The sequence below is a fragment of the Nocardia carnea genome (assembly GCF_029868325.1).
In the GTDB taxonomy this organism is placed as follows: domain Bacteria; phylum Actinomycetota; class Actinomycetes; order Mycobacteriales; family Mycobacteriaceae; genus Nocardia; species Nocardia carnea_C.
On the sequence record NZ_JARWNW010000185.1, the window covers coordinates 25,013 to 43,524 of the forward strand.

At 68.5% G+C, this 18,512-nt stretch carries 18 protein-coding genes and 1 pseudogene; 4 read left to right on the top strand and 15 right to left on the bottom strand.

Annotation, left to right across the window (positions count from 1 at the left end; translation table 11 throughout):
- Nucleotides 1-32: 32 nt before the first annotated feature.
- The 9 genes from QH196_RS14710 to QH196_RS14750 form a co-directional block, all read right to left on the bottom strand.
- Nucleotides 33-653, bottom strand: coding sequence for an alpha/beta fold hydrolase (locus QH196_RS14710; RefSeq protein WP_280416348.1), 621 nt, complete (start codon nt 651-653; stop codon nt 33-35).
- Nucleotides 650-1,351, bottom strand: a complete 702-nt coding sequence (biuH, locus tag QH196_RS14715) for a biuret amidohydrolase (RefSeq protein ID WP_280416349.1) — start codon at nt 1,349-1,351, stop codon at nt 650-652. The genes QH196_RS14710 and biuH overlap by 4 nt, the downstream gene beginning before the upstream one ends.
- Nucleotides 1,348-2,661 (bottom strand): cytosine permease, encoded by a 1,314-nt coding sequence (locus QH196_RS14720; RefSeq protein WP_280416350.1) that lies wholly within the window; start codon nt 2,659-2,661, stop codon nt 1,348-1,350. The genes biuH and QH196_RS14720 overlap by 4 nt, the downstream gene beginning before the upstream one ends.
- On the bottom strand, nt 2,658-3,716 hold the full coding sequence (locus tag QH196_RS14725) for a ring-opening amidohydrolase (RefSeq protein WP_280416351.1): 1,059 nt from the start codon (nt 3,714-3,716) through the stop codon (nt 2,658-2,660). The genes QH196_RS14720 and QH196_RS14725 overlap by 4 nt, the downstream gene beginning before the upstream one ends.
- On the bottom strand, nt 3,713-5,041 hold the full coding sequence (locus tag QH196_RS14730) for a nucleobase:cation symporter-2 family protein (protein WP_280416352.1): 1,329 nt from the start codon (nt 5,039-5,041) through the stop codon (nt 3,713-3,715). The genes QH196_RS14725 and QH196_RS14730 overlap by 4 nt, the downstream gene beginning before the upstream one ends.
- Nucleotides 5,042-5,300: 259 nt before the next feature.
- Nucleotides 5,301-5,966: a GntR family transcriptional regulator gene (locus tag QH196_RS14735; RefSeq protein ID WP_280416353.1), complete on the bottom strand. Its 666-nt coding sequence runs from the start codon at nt 5,964-5,966 to the stop codon at nt 5,301-5,303.
- 488 nt (nt 5,967-6,454) lie between these two features.
- Nucleotides 6,455-7,276 carry a class I SAM-dependent methyltransferase gene (locus QH196_RS14740; RefSeq protein WP_280416354.1) on the bottom strand — a complete coding sequence of 274 codons (822 nt, stop codon included), beginning with the start codon at nt 7,274-7,276 and terminating at the stop codon, nt 6,455-6,457.
- Nucleotides 7,277-7,313: 37 nt separating this feature from the next.
- Nucleotides 7,314-8,087, bottom strand: a complete 774-nt coding sequence (locus QH196_RS14745) for a class I SAM-dependent methyltransferase (protein ID WP_280416355.1) — start codon at nt 8,085-8,087, stop codon at nt 7,314-7,316.
- Nucleotides 8,088-8,205: 118 nt separating this feature from the next.
- Nucleotides 8,206-8,742 (bottom strand): hypothetical protein, encoded by a 537-nt coding sequence (locus QH196_RS14750; protein ID WP_280416356.1) that lies wholly within the window; start codon nt 8,740-8,742, stop codon nt 8,206-8,208.
- Nucleotides 8,743-8,939: 197 nt separating this feature from the next.
- Between QH196_RS14750 and QH196_RS14755 the strand changes: the two genes are divergently transcribed.
- The 3 genes from QH196_RS14755 (at nt 8,940) to QH196_RS14765 (ending at nt 11,318) form a co-directional block, all read left to right on the top strand.
- The gene (locus QH196_RS14755; protein WP_280416357.1) at nt 8,940-9,269 is read left to right on the top strand and encodes a DUF6412 domain-containing protein; all 330 of its coding nucleotides are present in this window, start codon (nt 8,940-8,942) and stop codon (nt 9,267-9,269) included.
- Between the two features lie 55 nt (nt 9,270-9,324).
- Complete coding sequence (locus QH196_RS14760) at nt 9,325-9,960, top strand: ABC transporter ATP-binding protein (RefSeq protein ID WP_280416358.1); 636 nt, start codon at nt 9,325-9,327, stop codon at nt 9,958-9,960.
- Nucleotides 9,961-10,034: 74 nt separating this feature from the next.
- Nucleotides 10,035-11,318 carry a DUF6297 family protein gene (locus tag QH196_RS14765; protein ID WP_280416359.1) on the top strand — a complete coding sequence of 428 codons (1,284 nt, stop codon included), beginning with the start codon at nt 10,035-10,037 and terminating at the stop codon, nt 11,316-11,318.
- A 22-nt stretch (nt 11,319-11,340) separates the two neighbouring features.
- Here the strand turns inward: QH196_RS14765 and QH196_RS14770 are convergent, their stop codons facing one another.
- Nucleotides 11,341-11,844, bottom strand: a complete 504-nt coding sequence (locus QH196_RS14770) for an HAD domain-containing protein (RefSeq protein ID WP_280416360.1) — start codon at nt 11,842-11,844, stop codon at nt 11,341-11,343.
- On the bottom strand, nt 11,841-12,494 hold the full coding sequence (locus QH196_RS14775; protein WP_280416361.1) for a TetR/AcrR family transcriptional regulator: 654 nt from the start codon (nt 12,492-12,494) through the stop codon (nt 11,841-11,843). The genes QH196_RS14770 and QH196_RS14775 overlap by 4 nt, the downstream gene beginning before the upstream one ends.
- Nucleotides 12,495-12,641: 147 nt before the next feature.
- Here QH196_RS14775 and QH196_RS14780 point away from each other — a divergent pair, with 147 nt between their 5' ends.
- The gene (locus QH196_RS14780; RefSeq protein ID WP_280416362.1) at nt 12,642-13,586 is read left to right on the top strand and encodes an oxygenase MpaB family protein; all 945 of its coding nucleotides are present in this window, start codon (nt 12,642-12,644) and stop codon (nt 13,584-13,586) included.
- Between the two features lie 3 nt (nt 13,587-13,589).
- On the opposite strand, the gene QH196_RS14785 is transcribed toward QH196_RS14780, so the two are convergent.
- The 4 genes and pseudogenes from QH196_RS14785 to QH196_RS14800 form a co-directional block, all read right to left on the bottom strand.
- A complete protein-coding gene (locus QH196_RS14785; RefSeq protein WP_280416363.1) occupies nt 13,590-14,801 on the bottom strand; it encodes an acetyl-CoA C-acetyltransferase in 1,212 nt (403 codons plus the stop codon).
- A gap of 19 nt (nt 14,802-14,820) precedes the next feature.
- Nucleotides 14,821-15,600, bottom strand: coding sequence for an IclR family transcriptional regulator (locus QH196_RS14790; protein WP_280416364.1), 780 nt, complete (start codon nt 15,598-15,600; stop codon nt 14,821-14,823).
- Nucleotides 15,597-16,817: a 3-oxoadipate enol-lactonase gene (pcaD, locus tag QH196_RS14795; protein WP_280416365.1), complete on the bottom strand. Its 1,221-nt coding sequence runs from the start codon at nt 16,815-16,817 to the stop codon at nt 15,597-15,599. The genes QH196_RS14790 and pcaD overlap by 4 nt, the downstream gene beginning before the upstream one ends.
- A 468-nt stretch (nt 16,818-17,285) precedes the next feature.
- Nucleotides 17,286-18,380 (bottom strand): annotated as a pseudogene (locus tag QH196_RS14800) (lyase family protein); the annotation flags it as partial.
- Between the last annotated feature and the right edge of the window lie 132 nt (nt 18,381-18,512).

Sequence of the window (18,512 nt, forward strand, 5' to 3'; positions counted from 1 at the left end):
TGGTGAGAGCTCGGCAGTAGCTAGGCCCGGGGTCACCGGGTGGCGGTTTCGAGCTCTCCGACCAGCTGGTGTGGGGCTTGCAGATGTACCGCGTGGCCCACGCCTGGCAATACATGCCGTTTCGTTCCGAGGGTGGCGGCGAGATCCTGTACCGACCGGTGCCGTGCGGGGGTCGACCGTTCACCCACGGTCAATGTGATCCGCTGCGCCAGTGGCCCGACCGGCCGGGGTTCGAAGGCGCGGAACATCGCCAGTTCGCCGCCAACCGTTTCGGTGGAGGCAGTGGTGAGTTCCGGTGTCCAGGACGGACCATAGAGTGCACGCCCGAGCCCTGCCACACCGTCACTCCGGAACGCCGCCGCGATCTCGTCCAGTAATCCCGGTGCCAGTGATCCGGCTGCCGGTTCGTGCAGTAGCGCACCGGCGAGCGCGACTCCGCGAGCGGCCAGTTCCAAACCCAAGGTGGCGCCTCCGCTGACTCCCACCACAAACGCCCCCTCGCACAGCGGTGCGAGGGCGGCGATTTCGGTGTCCATATCCCCGGATTGCGGGCGGTCGGGGCAGCAGACTTCCACGGACCGACCGAGTGCGGCGATCGTCCCGGCCCACACCCGGCTGTCCGTGGCCACCCCGTGGATCAGCACGACCCTCATGCGGTGACGGTCTGCTTACCGAGTGCGGCGAGCAACTGGTCGGAGGTGGCGACCGCGCCGAAGATCCCGCCCTGCATGGTCACCATGCTCAGTGCGGCCTCGTGGTGCTTCTTCTCGGTGGCGCCGGTGCAATCGGAGAGCACCAGGCATTCGTAACCGCGGTCGTTGGCTTCGCGCATGGTGGTGTGCACGCAGACATCGGTGGTGATCCCGGTGAGGACGATATGGGTGATACCGGCAGCGCGTAACAGCAGGTCGAGGTCCGTGGCGTAGAAGGCGCCCTTGCCCGGTTTGTCGACGACCGGTTCGCCGGGAATCGGGGCGACCTCGGGCACGATCTCCCAGCCCGGTTCACCGCGGACCAGGATGCGCCCGCACGGGCCGGTACTGCCGATCTCGGCGCCGACCTGCGCGGACCGCCAGCGTTTGTTCGCCGGCAGGTCCGACAGATCGGGTCGGTGACCTTCGCGGGTGTGGATCACGGTGAGGCCGAGGTCACGGGCGGCGGCGAGCACTCGTGCGGTGGGTTCCAGACCTGCTCGGGTGAGCGCGAGGTCGTAGCCCATCTGATCGACGTAGCCGCCGGGACCGCAGAAATCGGTCTGCCAGTCGATCAGCAGCAGTGCGGTGCGCGCCGGATCGATCGGGCCGTCGAAGGGCCAGGTGTAGGGCGCGGCGTCCACGGTGGTGAGGGTCATGCGGGGATCTCCTTGTTGCTTCGCGCGGTGCGGGTCGCGCAGAGGGTGAGGATGAGGGCGGCGGCCACGAAACCGATGACCGCATCGGATAGCCACGGGGCGAACTCGTGGGTGATCAGGGCCGCGACTGCGCCACCGGCCCACGCGGTGAAGGCCGGCCAGTGCCAGCGGGTTTCGCGGTTCGCGGCGCCGAGGCCGAAACGGGGCAGGACGAGCTGATCGAGGATGACGACCGCGCCGATCGGTGGCACGATCACCCCCAGCAGGTTGAGCCACTGCTCGAAGTACGACCAGATCCCGGCCACCGCAAGGACCACCCCGGCCGCGCCGAGGATCAAGGTGAGCCGTCGCATCCTGCCTCCGGAGAGCTGGCTCCAGCCCACGGCGCCGTTGTACAGGCAGTGCGCGCAGACCGAGCCCAGATTGATGAACACGAACGCCACCGCCAGCGGAACCAGCAGACCCCCGTGGTCGACCAGCAGCCCCAGGAAGTTACCGCCGTCGGCGGCCGGATCGGCACTGCCGCCCAGTGCCACCACCAGACCGCCGATCACCAGCGCGATCGAATTACCGACCGGGAACGCCGACGCCGCGGCAAGGAAGGCCTCGCGGCCGTTACGGGACCAGCGGGTGAAATCGGCGGTCATGGTGCCGGAGTCGATGAACGAGGCGATCACCAGTGTCACCGCGGCCCCGAAGCTCATGGCTGCCGCGCCCGCGCCGCCCTGATAGGAGGTGGGTGAACCGCCGCCGTCGGCGACGGCCAGACCGATCGCGACCAGCCCGAGTATCACATAGACCGGTGCCGCGACCAGGCCGATCGCCGACAGCGCCCGGATCCCCAGCAGCGTGACCCCGATGAACGCGAGCCCTGCGGCGAGCGCGGTGAACTGTTCGTGCCAGCCGAGGGTGTCGTGCAGGATCGCCCCAGCCATCCCGGTCTGGAAGGCGAACCAGCCGATGACGATGGTCGCCAGGAACGCCGACGGCAGGAAAGCGCCGGCCTTACCGAAACTTTCCGCGGCGGTGAGCGCGAAGTTCTTCCCGCTGCGTCCGGCGATCACGCTGAGCGCGCCGACATACAGCATCATGCAGATATTGCCGACGGCGATGGCGAGCAGACCGAGCCAGAAGCCGAGCGAATACACGATCAGCCCGCCGAAGATGGCGCAGGTCAGCACCATCGGGAATCCGAACCAGACCGCGGATACCGAGCCGAGCCCGCGCCGGCGGTCGGCGGGTACCGGACGATCTTCGTATTCTTCTATCTCCCAGCTGGGTTCGGTATCGCTAGTGGTTGTGGTGCTCATAGCGCGGGGTTCCGATCGGGAGAGGGGAGTTCGTAGATCACGGTGATGCTGCCGCCGCCCGGTGGGCCCTGATGTTCGGCGCCGCCGGAGACGTATACGGCGCCGTCGCCCTTGAGCGCGGACAGCAGCCCGCCGACCGCGCCGCGCGCATGGCGGGTGGCGTTGATATCGGAGTCGGTGAGCATGGTGTGGCGGAAGCCGCGCACGGAACCGGTGGGGTCGGCTTCGGCCTTGGCGAAGATCTGGCGCACCGTGCCGCCCTCGGCCGCGATCCGGTCCAGTAGTTGCTGTACCGAGGCGAGGTCGAGGGCGTCGGCCATATGGCCGTGGACCGCGCGCAGCGGGTTCGCCGCGGTGGGGCTTTCGGCGACCACCAGGATGTGGCAGTCGTCGAGTTCGGCGCCGGCGCTGGCCGAGGCCCGGGCCGACCAGACATCGGCGTCGCCGGTGAGAGCCTTCAGCGCGGTCTCTCGGTCGCATTCGCCCAGCGCGACGGCGATCCCCAGCGAGCTCGCCGCCCGGGAGAAACCCATCGACGCGTAGGTATCGGTCGCGACGGGCGCCTGCCCGGCCATATGGAGCGCGGTGATGGTGTCCGAGGTGAGCAGCGGGCATTTCACCAGCACCAGATGCACATCGGAAGGGATGACACCGAGTTCGGCCAGCAGCTTCCCGACCGTATCGGCCACGGTGTCGACCTGGGCGGCCCGGCCGATCTCCGCCGGGTCGAGGGACCGGGTGCGCCGGGCCGCCGCGACCAGCCCGCGATCGAAACCGGAATACCGTTTCTCGTCGCGGACGAAAAGATTCACATGGGGACTCAGCACACCTTCGGTGCCGCCGGAGAACACGGTGACCGCGGCCTCCGGGATCCGCGGCTCCCAGAGCGCAGCGGCCAGCCCGCGGCTGAAATCGTTGACGCAGCCGTTGCCCTCGGTCTTACCGATCACCGAAATGAGATCGTCTGTGCGGTAGCCGGTTTCGGACAGGATGGCGAAAGGGCGGGTATCGCCCGGGGCGGCGGTGGGCACGGTGAGCAGGGCGATCCCGGTCATACGGCGCTCTCTTTCGGGGTCCTGGTGGTGAGTACGTGGTTGAACAGCAGATTCAGGACGAATGCCACGATGACCGTGCTGGTGATCGCGCCCCCGGCGATGATCCGCACCGACGACGGCAGCCCCTCGTACACCTCCGGCGCGACCACCGGGATCATCCCGATGCCCATCGCCAGCGAGACCACGAGCAGATTGTCGTTACGGGAATAGTCCACCCGCGCGAGCGTGGCGATACCGACGCCCGCGACCGTGGCGAACATGACCAGGCTCACCGACCCGATCACCGGCCCCGGCAGATTGGCCACCACCTCGCCCATCTTCGGTACCAGCCCCAGCGCCACCAGCAGGCCACCGGCCACCGCGACCGCACCCCGGCTCGCGACCCCGGTCATCCGGACCAGGCTGACGTTCTGGGCGAAGATCGTGTCCGGGAACGAGGTGAGGAAACCGGCCAGCACCGCGGAGACACCGTCGGCGCTCAACCCGCGGGCGAGCTGCTTCTGGTCCAGCGGACGGCCGAGATTGTCGGCGGTGGCCATCAGATAGGCGGTGGATTCGGTGAAGATCACCAGCATCACCAGGCACATCGAGATGATTCCGGCGAGGGGGAAGGTCGGGGTGCCGAACAGGAACGGGTTCGGCAGGCCGAACCAGTCGGCACTGCCCACGGCGCTGAAATCGGTGAGCGAGAGCGCGGCCGCGGCGAGCGTGCCCAGCACCAGCGCGATCAGGACCGCCGACTGCGCGACGAGCCCGCGACCGTACTTCATCAACGCGATGATCGTGAGCACCACGCCCGCCGCCAGCGCCAGCGGCGCACCACCCGCCGGTTCGTCGCCGAAGGTCATGGATACGGCCTTGCCGATCAGCGACAGCCCGATCATGGTGACCGCCGCCCCGCGCACCATCGGCGGGAAGAAGCGCACCAGCTTGGCGAACGGCACAGCGACCAGCACCCCGAAGATTCCGGCCGCGATCATCGCGCCGTACACCGCGGACAGGCCGTATTCCTCGCCGATCAGGATCATCGGCGTCACCGCGGTGAACGAGGCCCCCGCCACCACCGGCATCCGCGCCCCCAGCAGTTTCCCGATACCGAGGGCCTGCACGAGCGTGATGACACCGGCGACCAGCAGATCGGCGTTCACCAGGGTGGCGATGGTGGAGGTGTCCAGGCCCAGTGCGGCACCGAACACCAGCGGCACCGCGACGCAGCCGGTGTACATGACGAGCACATGCTGGACACCGAAAAGCGCTGTGCGCCAGAAGGGGAGCGGGGGAGCGGGTGGCAGCGGCGGCGAGTGGGTCGGGGCGTCGGTGGACATAGGACCTGGCCTCGGGCAGAAGAAACAAGCAACACCTGAATTTGTATACAAACAACGTTTCGGCGATGTTGCTCAACGTTCCATTGTCGTGAACAGTCCAGGTTCTAGGCTGCTACGCCGCGATCTTGTATACAAGAACTTCGTTTGGGGAGGCCTTGGGCCCGCCCTGTACCGCCGCTCGACGGGGAATGCGGGAGACCGAGGTGCGGGCGCCCGGGGCATAGGACACGCCCGCCGCCGTTGCGGGGCGTGCCCGGGCTCATTTCAGCGGGCTGTCCGGGTCCAGATTCATGAGCAGGTCTTCGTCCCGGGCGATGTGTTCGTCCATCAGGTAGCCGGCCTGCGCCGGAGAGCCGTTGAGAATTGCTTGCGCGATCGCGGCGTGGTCACTCCAGGAGGTGTGGGTCCGGGTGTCCAGCCGCTGGCCGAAGATCCACGAGACCCGCTCGAGTATCTGCTCCAACATGACCTGCAACTGCTGATTACCCGACGCCTCGGCCACCAGCCGGTGGAAACGCAGGGTCAACGCCGGCAGTTCGTCGTGGGCATGCTGAATATCCGCCGCCCGCCCGAGCTGCACCGCCCGCGCCAGCTCACCGGCTGCGCCGCCGCCCCGGTTCCGTGCGGCCAGTTGCGCGGCGAGCACTTCCAGCCCCCGCCGGATCTGCACCAGCTCCCGAGCCACCGAACCCGAGGGAGCGGACACGGTCGCCCCCCGATAGCGGACGAGCGTGACGAAACCTTCGCTCTGCAACTGTGACAGCGCCTCCCGCACCGGGATCCGGGATACTCCGAAACGTTCGGCGAGATCTACCTCGCGCAGGCGATCGCCGGGAGCGAGCCGACCGGCGAGGATGTCCGCCCGCAGCGCGTCCGCCACCGTCGCGCGCGGCGAGGTCCGGTTGTTGTCCTGCGATTCGCTCACAGGATGAGCCTATTGGTCTTCTCGTCGGCACCCTCTCCCACGGCCGCTGTGTCAGCAACCTCCGCCGCCACCTCCACCGCCGCCACCCCCGCCTCCGCCGCAGCCGCCTCCGCTGCAGCCGCCTCCGCTCCCGGATCCGCCGCCTACGGACCAGCGACCGCTACTGCCCCCGGAGCGGCGGCGCCGCCGTTTGCGTTGGCGGAATTCCGAAACCAGAACCCAGACAAATGTGATCGCCATCAGCGAGGACACGATCAAGAAATAGAACTCCATAGTCTACGGTAATTGTGAAAGTCGTTGCTGTGCCAGGAATCTTGTTTGCCGATGCCGGCTACGAAGCGGGTGACCCGAGGCGGCGCGGCGCTTCGCTGGGGGAAGAGAACAGGGACCGTATCGGGTGGCGCGACGTGTCGCGGGACCGCGATGAACGCCTGGGTCACGATCTACCGGGACTGAGCCGTAAACGGCCACCACGGTCTGTGCAATGTTCAGCTGAGTGGCGTGGTTTCGAAGAGGTTCAGTTTGTAGGTGGTGACGGGCGGGGGGAAGATTGCCCGCGCCATTTTCATGCCCAGCCGGTAGCGCAGGGGCCAGGTGTGGGCGACGGCCGGTTGGGGTGAGGCGAAGGTCCGGGATTCGAGCAGCCGGGCGCCGTGTGACTCCAGAGTTCCGGGGTCGTCGCAGACCCATTCCATACGTGCGGATACCTGTTTGAACACCGGGTTGCGGTCCTGGGTGCGCATCATCGCCTTGCCGCCGGTGTCCAGGGCCAGCCGGCTGCCCGGGAAACCCTTCGCGAGCTGCGCCAGGGCTGCGTGCACGGTATCAGCCGGGAAGTAGAGCAGCACCGCCTCGCTCAGCAGGAAAACCGGACCGCCGGGTTCGCGGACCTGCTCGAACCAGTCGTCGTCGAGAATCGAGCCCTCGATCATCGTGTACCGGTCGCTGTCGGAGAAGAATTTGTGCCGCAGGGCCATGGTGTCGGGCAGGTCGAGGTCGAACCAGTGCAGCCGGCCGTTGTCGAGGCGGTCGAAGCGGGTGGACAGGCCGCAGCCGAGATCGACGACGGTGGCGTCGGGGTGTTCGGCCAGATAGCTGCGGAGGTATTCGTCGAAGATCGACGCCCGCAGTACCGACCCCGCCAGGGAAGGGCCCCGGAATTTCGCGAAGTCGTAGTCGATCGCGGCGACCAGTTCGATGGCCCTGGTGTCGCGGAGAATACTGTCCGGCCGCCCGGCGTCCTGCGCGCGACCGTACAGCGGAATCAACAGGGTCTCTTGGACCGCACCGAGCGATATCGCCTCACCCACCCGCTCAACGTAACCCGTTTCCGGCGAAAACGGTGAGCTACGTCCGGCGGTGCCGGGATGGGTACGGCCGGCATTCGAGCAGGAGGAACAGCGGCCGGGTGTAGTTCTCGTTCCACCAGGGATCGCGGCCGCGCTCTTCCCGGGTCGGATGTGGTTCCCGCAGGGCCGTCACCGCGAAGCCGGCTTCGGTCATGAACTCGAAATAGGTTTCCAGAGAATAGAACTGCTGTACCGACGGCATGGGAGAGAGTTCGCCCTGCACCTCGAACCGCTGCTCCACCCTCCTCGTGCCGAAATAGGAATCCAGGGACAGCCCACCCGGGGCGGCGCGTTCGGCCCGTGACACATAGAAGCAGGGATGCATACCGAGCAGAACCAGCCGTCCCGACGGTTTCAGGACCCGGGCGAACTCGTGGAAGCGGCGACCCGGATCGTCGATACCGTGCGGCAGCCGGTTCGCGACCACCAGGTCGACGGACGCGTCGGCCGGCGGGAGGTCGGCGACATCGGCGACGTGGTACGTCGCCGTGGCCGGATCGTGGTCGGGATGCGTACGCGCCGCGGTCACGAACTCCGGACAGGTATCCACACCATGCACCTGCCGGGCGCCGCGCCGCACCAGTTCACGCGCGAAATAGCCTTCGCCGCAACCGGCGTCGAGAACAACGTGATCCGAGCAGTCGCCGATCAGGTCCAGTAATGCCGGATCGGTGAGCCTGGATCGGAACGGGTCACGGTCTTCGCGCACGATCCTGATCCAGAACTCGGCATTCGCCGAATAGGCGTTCGAAATCCGTTCGTCCTCCGCCATGACCACCTCTTGCCCGGTCCGCTGTGGACTTCATTCTCGCCGGACAGAGCTATCGGCCGGTAGTACTCCTTTTGCGGAAAGCGCGTTGAGGCGCATGTGTTTCGCGACCGGTACCGGATTACTGGGCGGAAGCCGCCGAACCGGCCCGCAGATCGGTGACGACCACGGGCACGATATCGAGCAGTTCCGGCCGGAACTCGCCGCTGAGCGGGGTCACATTGCAGACCGTGGCCACCAGGTAGACCCCGCGGGGGATCTCGGTGAACGACCCGGTGACCTGTCCCGCGGCGGCGAACTGGACGTGCGGTCCGGCGGTGACGGCGCCCTCGGCGATCAGGCGCTGCAACAGGGCGAAGGCGTCGGGTTCGCGGCCACTGAGGGTGTCGACGGCGGCGGGGGCGAGGATGGGCGCGGCGACGGCGGTGTTCACCAGGACGGTTGTGCATTCCCCGGGAATGACCGGGAAGGTGTCGCGCCGGTTCGGGACGTCGGTCACGGTGTAGTCGATCGTGGTTCCCGAAGCCCTCGCGGAGAGGGAGATCGCCGGGGTGTCCTGGGCGGCGGCAGTTGCCGGGAAGATCGCGGCGAAAACAGCCAGCAGGAAGGCAGCGACGGCCGTGCCGATGCCGATACGGAAGAAACTCGACCGCACCATGGCTCTCTCCTCTTCGGTCAGGTGCACCCAAAGCTAGCAGGAAAAGGCTGGTCAGCGTGGTATTCCGGGCGGCTCGTCGGCGACTTGCGGGAACTGCGGAAGATCCGGTCTTGCGATAGCAGGCTTTCTGGTCTGGTGAACGCCGTTGTTTTCATGCTGTGCAGTGGGCCCACTGCCGCATCGATTAGTCTGGCGGGATGTTCAGCAGCCGCTACCTCGTCAATTCGGTGGTGGCGTTTCTGCTGGTTTGGGGTGCTGCGTTCGGGTCGGTACTCACTCAGCCCGATACCCGCAGCCTGTTGCTGGCCGGTTTGGTCGTTGTCGTAACGGTCGCCGCGGCCTACCTCGTGGTGTGCCGGGCGGAGGATCTGCTGTTCGGGCAGTGCCGGACAGTGCGCGGGCCGACGGCCGAGGAGCAGCGGCTGCGTGGGGCGTTCCGCCGGCACAGTCATCCCGATGCGGCCGGTCGGCCGCGGCCCAGAGCGCCCGGTCCCCGTGCGGGGACCGTGCCGGCTGTCACTTTTTGAGCGGTCCCCGCTTCCTCGCCTGATCACTTCTCACGAGGAAAACGGGAGTACCCCTGTGTCCGAACCCATTCTGCAGGTCCGGGCGGCCGAACGCCGCTTCGGTGACCTGACCGTCTTCCGGGACGTCGGCTTCGATGTCGCCGCCGGTCGCTGCTGCGCGATCATCGGCGCCAACGGTGCCGGTAAATCGACCCTGTTGCGCTGCGTACTCGGCCGCGACCGGCTCGATTCCGGCCGGATCACCGTCGACGGCCGCGAGGTCGACGAATCGCATCCGCATTTCCGGAGCACCGTGGCCGCGGTGAGCGGAGAAGATGCCACCTTCGCGCACCTCACAGTTCACGAACATCTGCAACTCGTCGCGATCGCGCACGGCACCGCCGACCCCCGACGGGTGGCGAGCCGGGCGCTGGTCGATGTGGGTTTGTCCGAGGCCGCCGACCAGCTGCCCGTCACCCTGTCCAGCGGTCAGCGCCGGCGGCTCGCGTTGGCTTCGGCGTTCGTGCGGTCGCGCCGGCTGCTGGTGCTCGACGAACCCGAACAGCATCTGGACCGGGCGGGACGCGCCTGGCTGGCGGGCGCCCTCACTGCGGAGAAGGAAGCCGGTACGGCGATCCTGCTGGTCTCGCACGACCCGGAGCTGGTGGCAGCCGTCGCCGATGATGTCGTGGACGGTGACCTGTGGCGCTGACAGGAACTATGCCTGCCGTCCCGGCCGCACGCGAAATACTCGCGCTGCGGCGCGGATTCACACGATCTCATACTGTGCGGGAGAACCGGGCGGGCGCCGTGGTGCTGCTGGTACTGGGTGCCTACGTCGTCGGTGGGGTCATCTGGTGGGCCGCGACCCGGCCCGCCGCCGTTGTGGGTTCGGTCCTGTTCACGGCGGGGCCGGGGTGGGCCGTTACCGGCGCGTGGGCGTTGTTCGCGCCGGCGGTGAGCGGTGGCCTGCTGCTCGCGCAGGCGTTCGGCCCGGTCGGTGCGAACGCCCCCGACTCCCTGTGGTTGCTGTCCACGCCGGTGGATCGGGGCGCGCTCTTGCGAGTCCGGGTGGGGGCGGCCCTCGCCGCCGGTGCGGCTGCCGGAACAGTTGCCGGGCGTCTCACGGCGTATATCGCGGGGGCGAGTATGTGGGGGCCGCTCACGGTACTGGGGTCGCTGGTGGGTGTGATCGTCGTCGCCATCGCCGTACTCGTCCAGTCGCGCAGGCTCCCCGGCCCGGTGTTACCACTGCTTCGATGGGGCTTCGCCGTTACCGGCCTCGCGCTGACCGTGGCGGCGACGGCTCAGTGGACGGTCCCGGTGCTCGCCGCGTGGCCGCCGGTGTTCGTCGCGGCGGTACCGGCGGCGGCCGGCGCGCTATGGGCGGTCGCGAGTTGCCGGTATCTGAGCCGCGCGGATCTGGCTTCCGGAAGTGCTCTCACCTCCGGTGCCCAGGCCTCGCTGACCAGCTTGGATCCTTCGGTGCTGGCCGGGATTCTGGAGGAACGGGCGTGGCGGCGGGTCGGCCGGTCGGTCTCCCGGCGGCTGCCATCCGGTCGGGCCGCGGCGCTGCTGCGTGCGGATCTGCTGCGGCACCGTCGCCGGCCCTCGGCGTACGCGATCACGGCGGCGGTGGTGGCTGCCGTATGGTTCGCGACCGCCGTCGGCACCCCACTGCTGGTCGCGTTCACCGGACTCGGCGGCTCGTTCTGGATCGCGATGCTGTTCAGCGCGGGCCTGCGCGATATCTGCGGCGACCCGGCACTGCGCGTGCTCCTGGGCGCCGGCGACCGGACGCTTCGAGGGCCGATGCTCATCGTCCCCGCTGTCGCGCTCGGCCTCACCGCCGCACTTACCGTCCTCGCCACCGGCCCGGCCGTGGCCGCGATCAGCACTGCCGCGGCGGCTCTGGCGGCATACCGGATCCGGACCCGTTCGCCACTGTCGTACGAGGGCCTGCTGCTGATCACGACGACCGGGCCGCTGCCGGTCGACCTGATCCGCCAGTTGCTCCGCGGTCTACCGATTCTCGCGGTCGCCGGTGTGCTACTGCTGCTGGTGATGTGAACAGGGCGCCGCTCGTTGCGCTTCAGGACCGGCGTTCGTTCTGGAACCAGTCGGTGAATACGGTGAAATCATCCGGTCGCAACCCGATATGGGCGTCCACCCGGTGCAGGAGTGCGCGGCCGGGGTGATTCGCCGCCACCCACTCCCGGTCGCCGGTGCCGATCTCGTCGTCTACCCAGAGGAAAGGCCGGCCGGAGGCATATGCCACCAGCGCACGGGTTTTCCAGTGCAGACCGAACCATTCATCGATGGGATCGCCGGATTCGTCCAGGGCGTCCACTACTGCCAGCGGCGGCAGGCCGAGTACCGGGCCGATCGAGCGGTTCGCCTCGTGCATCCAGGTCGTGGCCCACACCAGGTCGCAGGGGAGTGCCGACAGCAGCGGGCCGAGTCCGGGATCGAGCCGTGTCAGAAGAGGATTCGTTCCGGACGACCGGTGGTGCGGATACGTACCGTCCGGTGCGCCGAACGGGATCAGTGGCCCGTCGATGTCGAGGAACAGTATGGGCCGGTCGGTAGCGCTCATCCGTTTGCGCCGGCGGGCCCGGCCAGGAGCCGCACCACCGATTCCACGAAACCTTCGATACGTTCGCGCGGATAGGTTTCGGGTTGGCTCACGGCCAGCCGGCCGAGCATTTCGGCGACGGTGAGCAGGGAGTTGGTGAGTAGCGCGGAGTCCATATCCGCCCAGCGGGGGTCGATCGCCAAGCCCATTCGCACCAGGGCTTCGGCCTGTTCGAGTATCCCCGCGCGGGAGCTGCGTACCGCCTCGCGGTATTCGTCGGGAGCGTTATCCGGGCCGGCGAGCAGGAGCCGCCAGCGGGTCGGGTTCTGCAGGGCCACACCGACGAATGCTTCGACCGTCGCGGACGCGGCTATCACCGGGTCCGCGCCCAGCAGGTCGGTGGGCAGCATATCGGCGACTTGTTCCAGCCCGCGTTCGCGTTCGCGTTCGAGCAGGGCGGCCACCAGTTCGGCGCGGGTGCGGAACACGGTGTAGAGCACGGGTTTGCCGACGCCGGCTTCCTGTGCCACCGCCTCCATGTTGAGATCGTGGAGTTCTCTGCGCTGGAGTACCGCGAAGGCGGCGTCGAGTAGCTGGGCCCGCCGCTGCTCGGGCGGTAACCGTGGCGCATAGCGCCTGCGCGGGCGGTCCGCTGTACCGGATCTGCTCACTGCCGCTTCCTTCCCACCCGGCCATTGTTCCATCCCGAGCTCGGCCGACCGGCTGTGGCCGCAAAAGCTACGCAACCGTTGTATTCACTTCGAGTAATTGCTACGGTGGCGTTGTATTGATGATTCGGGATCGCAGAGGAGCGACCGATGACCTTTGATCCGACCACTCTCCGCCGCGTGGACAACGGTTTCTTCGGACCGGGTTCACCCTCCTGGAAAGTCTGGACCGCACCCACTGCGGTCATCGGATTCCAGCGAGCCGTCGCGCTGGAGCATTTCGACCCGTTCCTCACCGCGGCGGTTGCCGATACCGGCAAGATCTACTCCGATCCGCGCAGCCGCCTCGACCACACCTTCGTCTACTTCCTGCTCGTCGCGGTCGGGGATACCCGCACCGCGATCGCCGCGTCCGAGCGCCTGATGACCCTGCACACCATGGCGACCGGTATCGAGCCGATCAGCGGCCGCCGCTACAGCGCCAACAGCCCGGAAACCCAGCTCTGGATCCACCTCACCGGCTGGCATTCGGTGCTGAAGGCCTACGAAATGTTCGGTCCCGGACTGGATCCCGGCGAAGAGGACCGGTACTGGGAAGAATGCGCGATCGCCGCCGAACTGCAGACCTGTAAACCCGGCGAGGTACCGCGTACCCGCGACGGCATCCGCGAATATTTCGCCGATGTGCGCCCCCGCCTGTGCACATCGGAACGTGCCCAGCAGGGGATTCGGCAGATGCTGTTCACCTCGCCGCGCAACGGCGCCGGCTGGACCTACGCTGTGGGTGCGCGCCTGCTGTCGCTGGCCTCCATCGCCACCCTGCCCACATGGATGCGGGTGCTCGGTGATTTCGATCGTCCGGGAATCGTCGACCTGGCTGTCCGCCCGGCCGCCCGGATCCTGGTCTGGCTGGCGACCCTCTTCGACAAACGCGGGTTACTGCTGGCCGCGCCCTATATCGCTCCGCAGGCGGGCGAGGTGCTGCGCAAACATCTGACCGCCGGGCCTCCGGACAGTCCGGTCACCCCCACGCCGAGCGAGGCCCGCGCTCGCTACGGGACCCGCAATCGCGCCGCGGACACGGTCGCCGGCTGAAACTCAGGTCAGGCGTTCGAAGACCGCTGCCAATCCCTGACCGCCGCCGATGCACATGGTTTCCAGCCCGTAGCGGCCCTCGCGGCGGTCGAGTTCGCGCAGGAGGGTGGCCAGGATGCGGGCGCCGGTGGCGCCGACGGGGTGGCCGAGGGAGATACCGGAACCGTTGGGGTTGAGGCGGTCGTCGTCGGGTTCGAGTTTCCAGGTGCGCAGAACGGCAAGGGTCTGGGCGGCGAAAGCTTCGTTGAGTTCGATGACCGACATATCGTCGAGCGTCAAACCCAGCCGGGCGAGGGCTTTTTCGGTGGCGGGGACGGGGCCGATGCCCATGGTGCGGGGCGGAACACCGGCGACAGCCCACGAGGCGAGGCGGGCCAGGGGGCGCAGGCCGAGGGCGCGCGCCTTTTCGGGGGTGGTGACGACGCAGAGGGCGGCGCCGTCGTTCTGGCCGCTGGCGTTACCGGCGGTGACGGTGGCGTCGGGGTCGACCTTGCCGCGGATCGGGCGCAGTTTCGCGAGGGCTTCGACGGTGGTGTCGGCGCGGGGATGTTCGTCGGTGCCGACGAGCAGGGGCTCCGATTTACGTTGCGGCACCGGGACTCCGACGATTTCCTCGGCGAAGCGGCCGGACTGCTGGGCAGCGACCGCGCGCTGATGTGACTGCACCGCGAGCGCATCCTGGTCGGCGCGGCTGATCGAGAATTCGGCGCGCAGGTTCTCGGCGGTTTCGATCATGCCGCCGGGGACCGGGAAATTCTTACCGCCGGCGGTCACGCGGGCGCGGGCGAGCCGGTCGTCGAGGGAGACGCCCTCACCCTTCACACCCCAGCGCATACCGGTGGCGTAGAACTCGGCCTGACTCATGGATTCGGTGCCGCCGGCCAGGATCAGATCGCTACCGCCGGTGCTGACCTGCATACACGCCTGGAGCACGGCCTGTAGTCCGGAACCGCAGCGACGGTCCACCTGCAACCCGGGAACGTCCACGCCGAGACCGGCGTCGAGGGCGGCGACCCGGCCGATCGCCGGAGCCTCACCGTTGGGGGAGGCCTGGCCCAGGATGACATCGTCGATCCGGTCGGCGGGCAGGCCCGTTCGGCTGATCAGTTCGGTGATCAAGGTTGCGGCCAGGGTTTCCGGCGCGATGTCCTTGAACACTCCACCGAAACGGCCGACCGGGGTGCGCAGCGGTTCGCAGATGACAGCGTCGATCATGGGATTCCTTCGTGAAATTTCAGGCGTGGTTCTGGACGCGGGCGAGGTCGGCGCTGATGGCCGCGGCCGTGCTCAGCAGCGGCGGCAGCAGGTCGGTGCGCACACTGTCGGTGGTGTAGCGGGCGGCGTGCGTGGAAATGTTCACGGCAGCGCAGACCGTTCCGGTGTGGTCGCGGATCGGGGCGGCCATCGAGCGCAGTCCCTGTTCGAGCTCCTGGTCGACCAGGCAGTAGCCGGCCTCCCTGGTCTTGCCTACCTGCTCGCGGAGCTGGTCGGCACTGAGGACGGTGCGGTCGGTGAGCGGAGTGAAGGTGACCTTCGCCAGGTATTCCTCGAATGCCTGCTCCGGCAGGCCTGCCAGCAGGACCCGGCCCATCGAGGTGCTGAAGGCGGGGAAGCGGGTGCCGATGGTGATGGACACGGTCATGATCCGGCTCACCGGTACGCGCGCGACGTAGACGATGTCCTCGCCGTCGAGGATGGATACCGAGGTCGATTCGTGCACCTGATTCGCCAGCGATTCCAGATGCGGGCCCGCGACCTCGGGCAGGCTCAGGCTGGACAGGTAGCTATAGCCGAGTTCCAGGACGCGCGGGGTCAGCCAGAACACGGACCCGTCGGTGCGCACATAGCCCAATTCCACCAGGGTCAGCAGGAACCGGCGGGCCGTCGCGCGGGTGAGGTCGGTGGCCTTGGCGACCTCACTGAGTGTGCGCCGCGGATGGCCGGCGTCGAAGGCGCGGATTACGGCCAGGCCGCGGCCCAGCGATTGCACGTAATCCGGGGAGGGTTCGGTCATGGTCGATCTGCTTCCTCTGCGCTGGAGGACTCGATCGGATCGGGCCCGATGCCCTCGGCGAGCGCCGCCTTACCGAGTCCGAAGGCGAGGTTACTGTTCGGCACCCCGGCGTAGACCGCGGTGTGCAGGAAGACCTCGGCGAGCTCCTCCGGGGCGATCCCGGCCCGCAGCGCGGCCCGGATATGCATATCCAGTTCGTGAGTGTTCCCGACGGCGGTGAGGATCGCGAGGGTGAGCAGGCGCCGGGTGTGGTGGTTCAGGCCGGGCCGGCTCCAGATATCACCCCAGGCGGTGCGGGTGATGAAATCCTGGAACGGCGCGGTGAAATCGGTGGTGCCGGCGACGGTGCGGTCGACGTGGGCGTCGCCCAGTACCGCCCGGCGCACTCCCATCCCCTGGTCGAAGGCGTGGTCGCGTTCGTGGTGGCCGCCGATGTGCGCGGTGATGAGGGCAGTCACCGGTCCGGCCTGTTCGACACTGGCAAGATGCGCGGCCGGGTCCAGGATGTGCAGGGTGGAGTCCGCGATCCCGGCGGCGAGGATGCGCATATCGTCGGGTGTGGTGGCCGGGTCCTGGGCACCGGCGATCACGAGAGTGGGCGCGGTGATCCGGGCGAGGTCGGCGCGGCTGTCGAAATGGGCGAGTGCGACACAGCAGCCGGCGTAGCCCTCATCGGTGGTCGCTTCGACCATGGCGCGGCTACGGGCGATCAGTTCGGGGTCGCGGCCGGCCAGGCCGGCGGTGAACCACCGGCCGACCACGGCTTCGGCCAGGGATGCCGTGCCGTCGGCCCGCACCGCGGCGGCCCGGTCGAGCCAGCCCTGCGCAGCGCCGAACTTCGCGGCCGTGCACAGCAGCGTCAGTGTCCGCACCCGGGCGGGGTGGCGCGCCGCGATCCACTGGGCGACCGCGCCGCCGAGCGAGAGCCCGACCAGGTGGACACGGTCGCGGCCGCGGCGGTCCAGCAGCGCGAGGACATCGTCGGCCAGGCCCGCGATGGTGTAATCACCGGTCCCGGTAGGGGATTCACCGTGACCGCGCAGGTCGACGGCAAGAACCTCGTGGTCGGCGGAGAGTGCGGCCACCTGTGGATCCCACATCGACCGATTCGAGCCGAGCGAGCCGAGGAGTACGACGGTGGATGCCGCGGTCGCGGGCCCGGCGGCTCGGTAGGAGAGCTCGACGGTCGAGGTCGAATCCGTTGCGCTGGTACCCATTTCACTTGCTCCGTTCGGGTTGCGAAGATTGTGCCGCGTCATGTGTTCGCGCACGCATCACGGGGATTCCCGCTGTGCGCGGTGCAGGACTCGGGCGGTTTCGCCGAGCGGTGCCGGAAGCAACGCCGCCGCCTCGCGACATCGGTTCATGCCGGCCTTGTCTCGGCCGAATGGCCGGGTCACCGGTCGTAGCTGGGGGTGTGGAGTCGGTGCGGCGGCCGGCCGGAACCTTGCCCTGCCTACGCCGGTGGTGGCTGATCGGTGGCGTGGGGCAGTCCTGCAGGGCGCAGTCCGGCCTCAGCCGGTGTGGTGCTGGTGGTCGATGCCGCAGATGCGAACTGGCCCGGATAGCCTGCCGAGTTCCGTGCATGGACCGTCGCGTACAGCCGAGGCCGCCCCTGCTGTGCGGTAGGTCCATCCGCGGCGCGGGTTTCCGCGGCCGCGTCTTGTGTTCGGTGAGCACCGGATTCACCGGGATTCCGGGCGGGTGCCGTCGCGTTCGGTCAGCACCCGCGTCACCAGATCGGCCGCGTGCCCTAGGTATCCGGCCGGATCCAGGAGTTCACGAACCCGTTGCGCCCCGAGACATTCGATGATCGATGGATCGGTGTCCAGGGCCGGCGGGTTCGCGGTGGCGGCGGCGGTGACGATATCGCGGGCGCGATCGGTGTGTTCGGACAGTGCCGCGGTGACCCGTTCCGCGAGCAGCAGTCCGCCGGTGACCGCGAGATTGCGCGCCATCGCCTCCGGGTGGACGTGCAGGCCGGTGAGGCTCTGTGCCAGCCGGTGCGCGGCGCCACCGGTGAGTCGCAGCAGGTCGGTGACGGTTTCCCATTCGGCATGCCAGGCCCCGGCGGCGCGCTGTAGTTCGTGATCCATCGACCCGAGCGCGTCCGCGACCAGTCCGGGTACCCGGCGGGCGGCCGCGCGGGCGGTGATGGCGGCGACCGGGTTGCGTTTGTGCGGCATCGCGGAGGATCCACCGGGGGAGTCCTCGCTGACTTCACCGATTTCGGTGGCGGACAACGCCACGATATCCGTGGCGATTTTGGCGACCGCGCCCGCGGCCACGCCGAGCGCGGTGGCGAGTTCGGCGATCGGAGTGCGGTCGGTATGCCACGGGATGCCCTGCGGCGCCAATCCGAGTTCCGCGGCCAGTGCGTCGGCGACGGCCGGGCCGTGCGGGTACAGGGCGGCGAGTGTGCCTGCGGCACCGCCGAATTGGACCGGAAGGTGGGCCAATGCGGCGGTGACCGACCCCGCGGCCCGGTCCAGGGACTTGCACCAGCCGGCCGCGAGTGCGCCGAAGGTGGTGGGCAGGGCTTGCTGGCCGAGTGTGCGGGCGGCCATGGGGGTGTCGCGGTGGGTGCCGGCCAGGCCGGCCGCGGCGTCGGCGGCGGAGCGGAGATCGTCGACGACCATCGCCCCGGCCCGTTGGGCGAGCAGTAGCAGTGCGTTGTCGAGAATGTCCTGGCTTGTCGCACCCTTGTGGACGGCGGACCCGGGGACCCCGGCGGGCGCGCAGGCTTAGCGCCGCCAGCGCACCAGCGGGATCACCGGGTTTCGCCGCTGACGAGGTATTCGCTGTCACCGTAGCGGGCCGATTCGATCAGCAGCTCCGGCAGGGCGCGCCTGCGGTTGCGGAACACCGGCATCGGGATTCCCCGGACCGGCTCCTGGCTGATTTCGAGCTCG

Excerpts from the sequence above, each read along its gene's own strand:
- QH196_RS14720 (WP_280416350.1), bottom strand. The coding sequence starts at position 2,661 with ATGAGCACCACAACCACTAGCGATACCGAACCCAGCTGGGAGATAGAA.
- QH196_RS14790 (WP_280416364.1), bottom strand. The coding sequence starts at position 15,600 with ATGACCGAACCCTCCCCGGATTACGTGCAATCGCTGGGCCGCGGCCTG.
- QH196_RS14710 (WP_280416348.1), bottom strand. The coding sequence starts at position 653 with ATGAGGGTCGTGCTGATCCACGGGGTGGCCACGGACAGCCGGGTGTGG.
- pcaD (WP_280416365.1), bottom strand. The coding sequence starts at position 16,817 with ATGGGTACCAGCGCAACGGATTCGACCTCGACCGTCGAGCTCTCCTAC.
- QH196_RS14750 (WP_280416356.1), bottom strand. The coding sequence starts at position 8,742 with ATGGTGCGGTCGAGTTTCTTCCGTATCGGCATCGGCACGGCCGTCGCT.
- QH196_RS14745 (WP_280416355.1), bottom strand. The coding sequence starts at position 8,087 with ATGGCGGAGGACGAACGGATTTCGAACGCCTATTCGGCGAATGCCGAG.
- QH196_RS14785 (WP_280416363.1), bottom strand. The coding sequence starts at position 14,801 with ATGATCGACGCTGTCATCTGCGAACCGCTGCGCACCCCGGTCGGCCGT.
- QH196_RS14780 (WP_280416362.1), top strand. The coding sequence starts at position 12,642 with ATGACCTTTGATCCGACCACTCTCCGCCGCGTGGACAACGGTTTCTTC.
- QH196_RS14725 (WP_280416351.1), bottom strand. The coding sequence starts at position 3,716 with ATGACCGGGATCGCCCTGCTCACCGTGCCCACCGCCGCCCCGGGCGAT.
- QH196_RS14730 (WP_280416352.1), bottom strand. The coding sequence starts at position 5,041 with ATGTCCACCGACGCCCCGACCCACTCGCCGCCGCTGCCACCCGCTCCC.
- QH196_RS14755 (WP_280416357.1), top strand. The coding sequence starts at position 8,940 with ATGTTCAGCAGCCGCTACCTCGTCAATTCGGTGGTGGCGTTTCTGCTG.
- biuH (WP_280416349.1), bottom strand. The coding sequence starts at position 1,351 with ATGACCCTCACCACCGTGGACGCCGCGCCCTACACCTGGCCCTTCGAC.
- QH196_RS14770 (WP_280416360.1), bottom strand. The coding sequence starts at position 11,844 with ATGAGCGCTACCGACCGGCCCATACTGTTCCTCGACATCGACGGGCCA.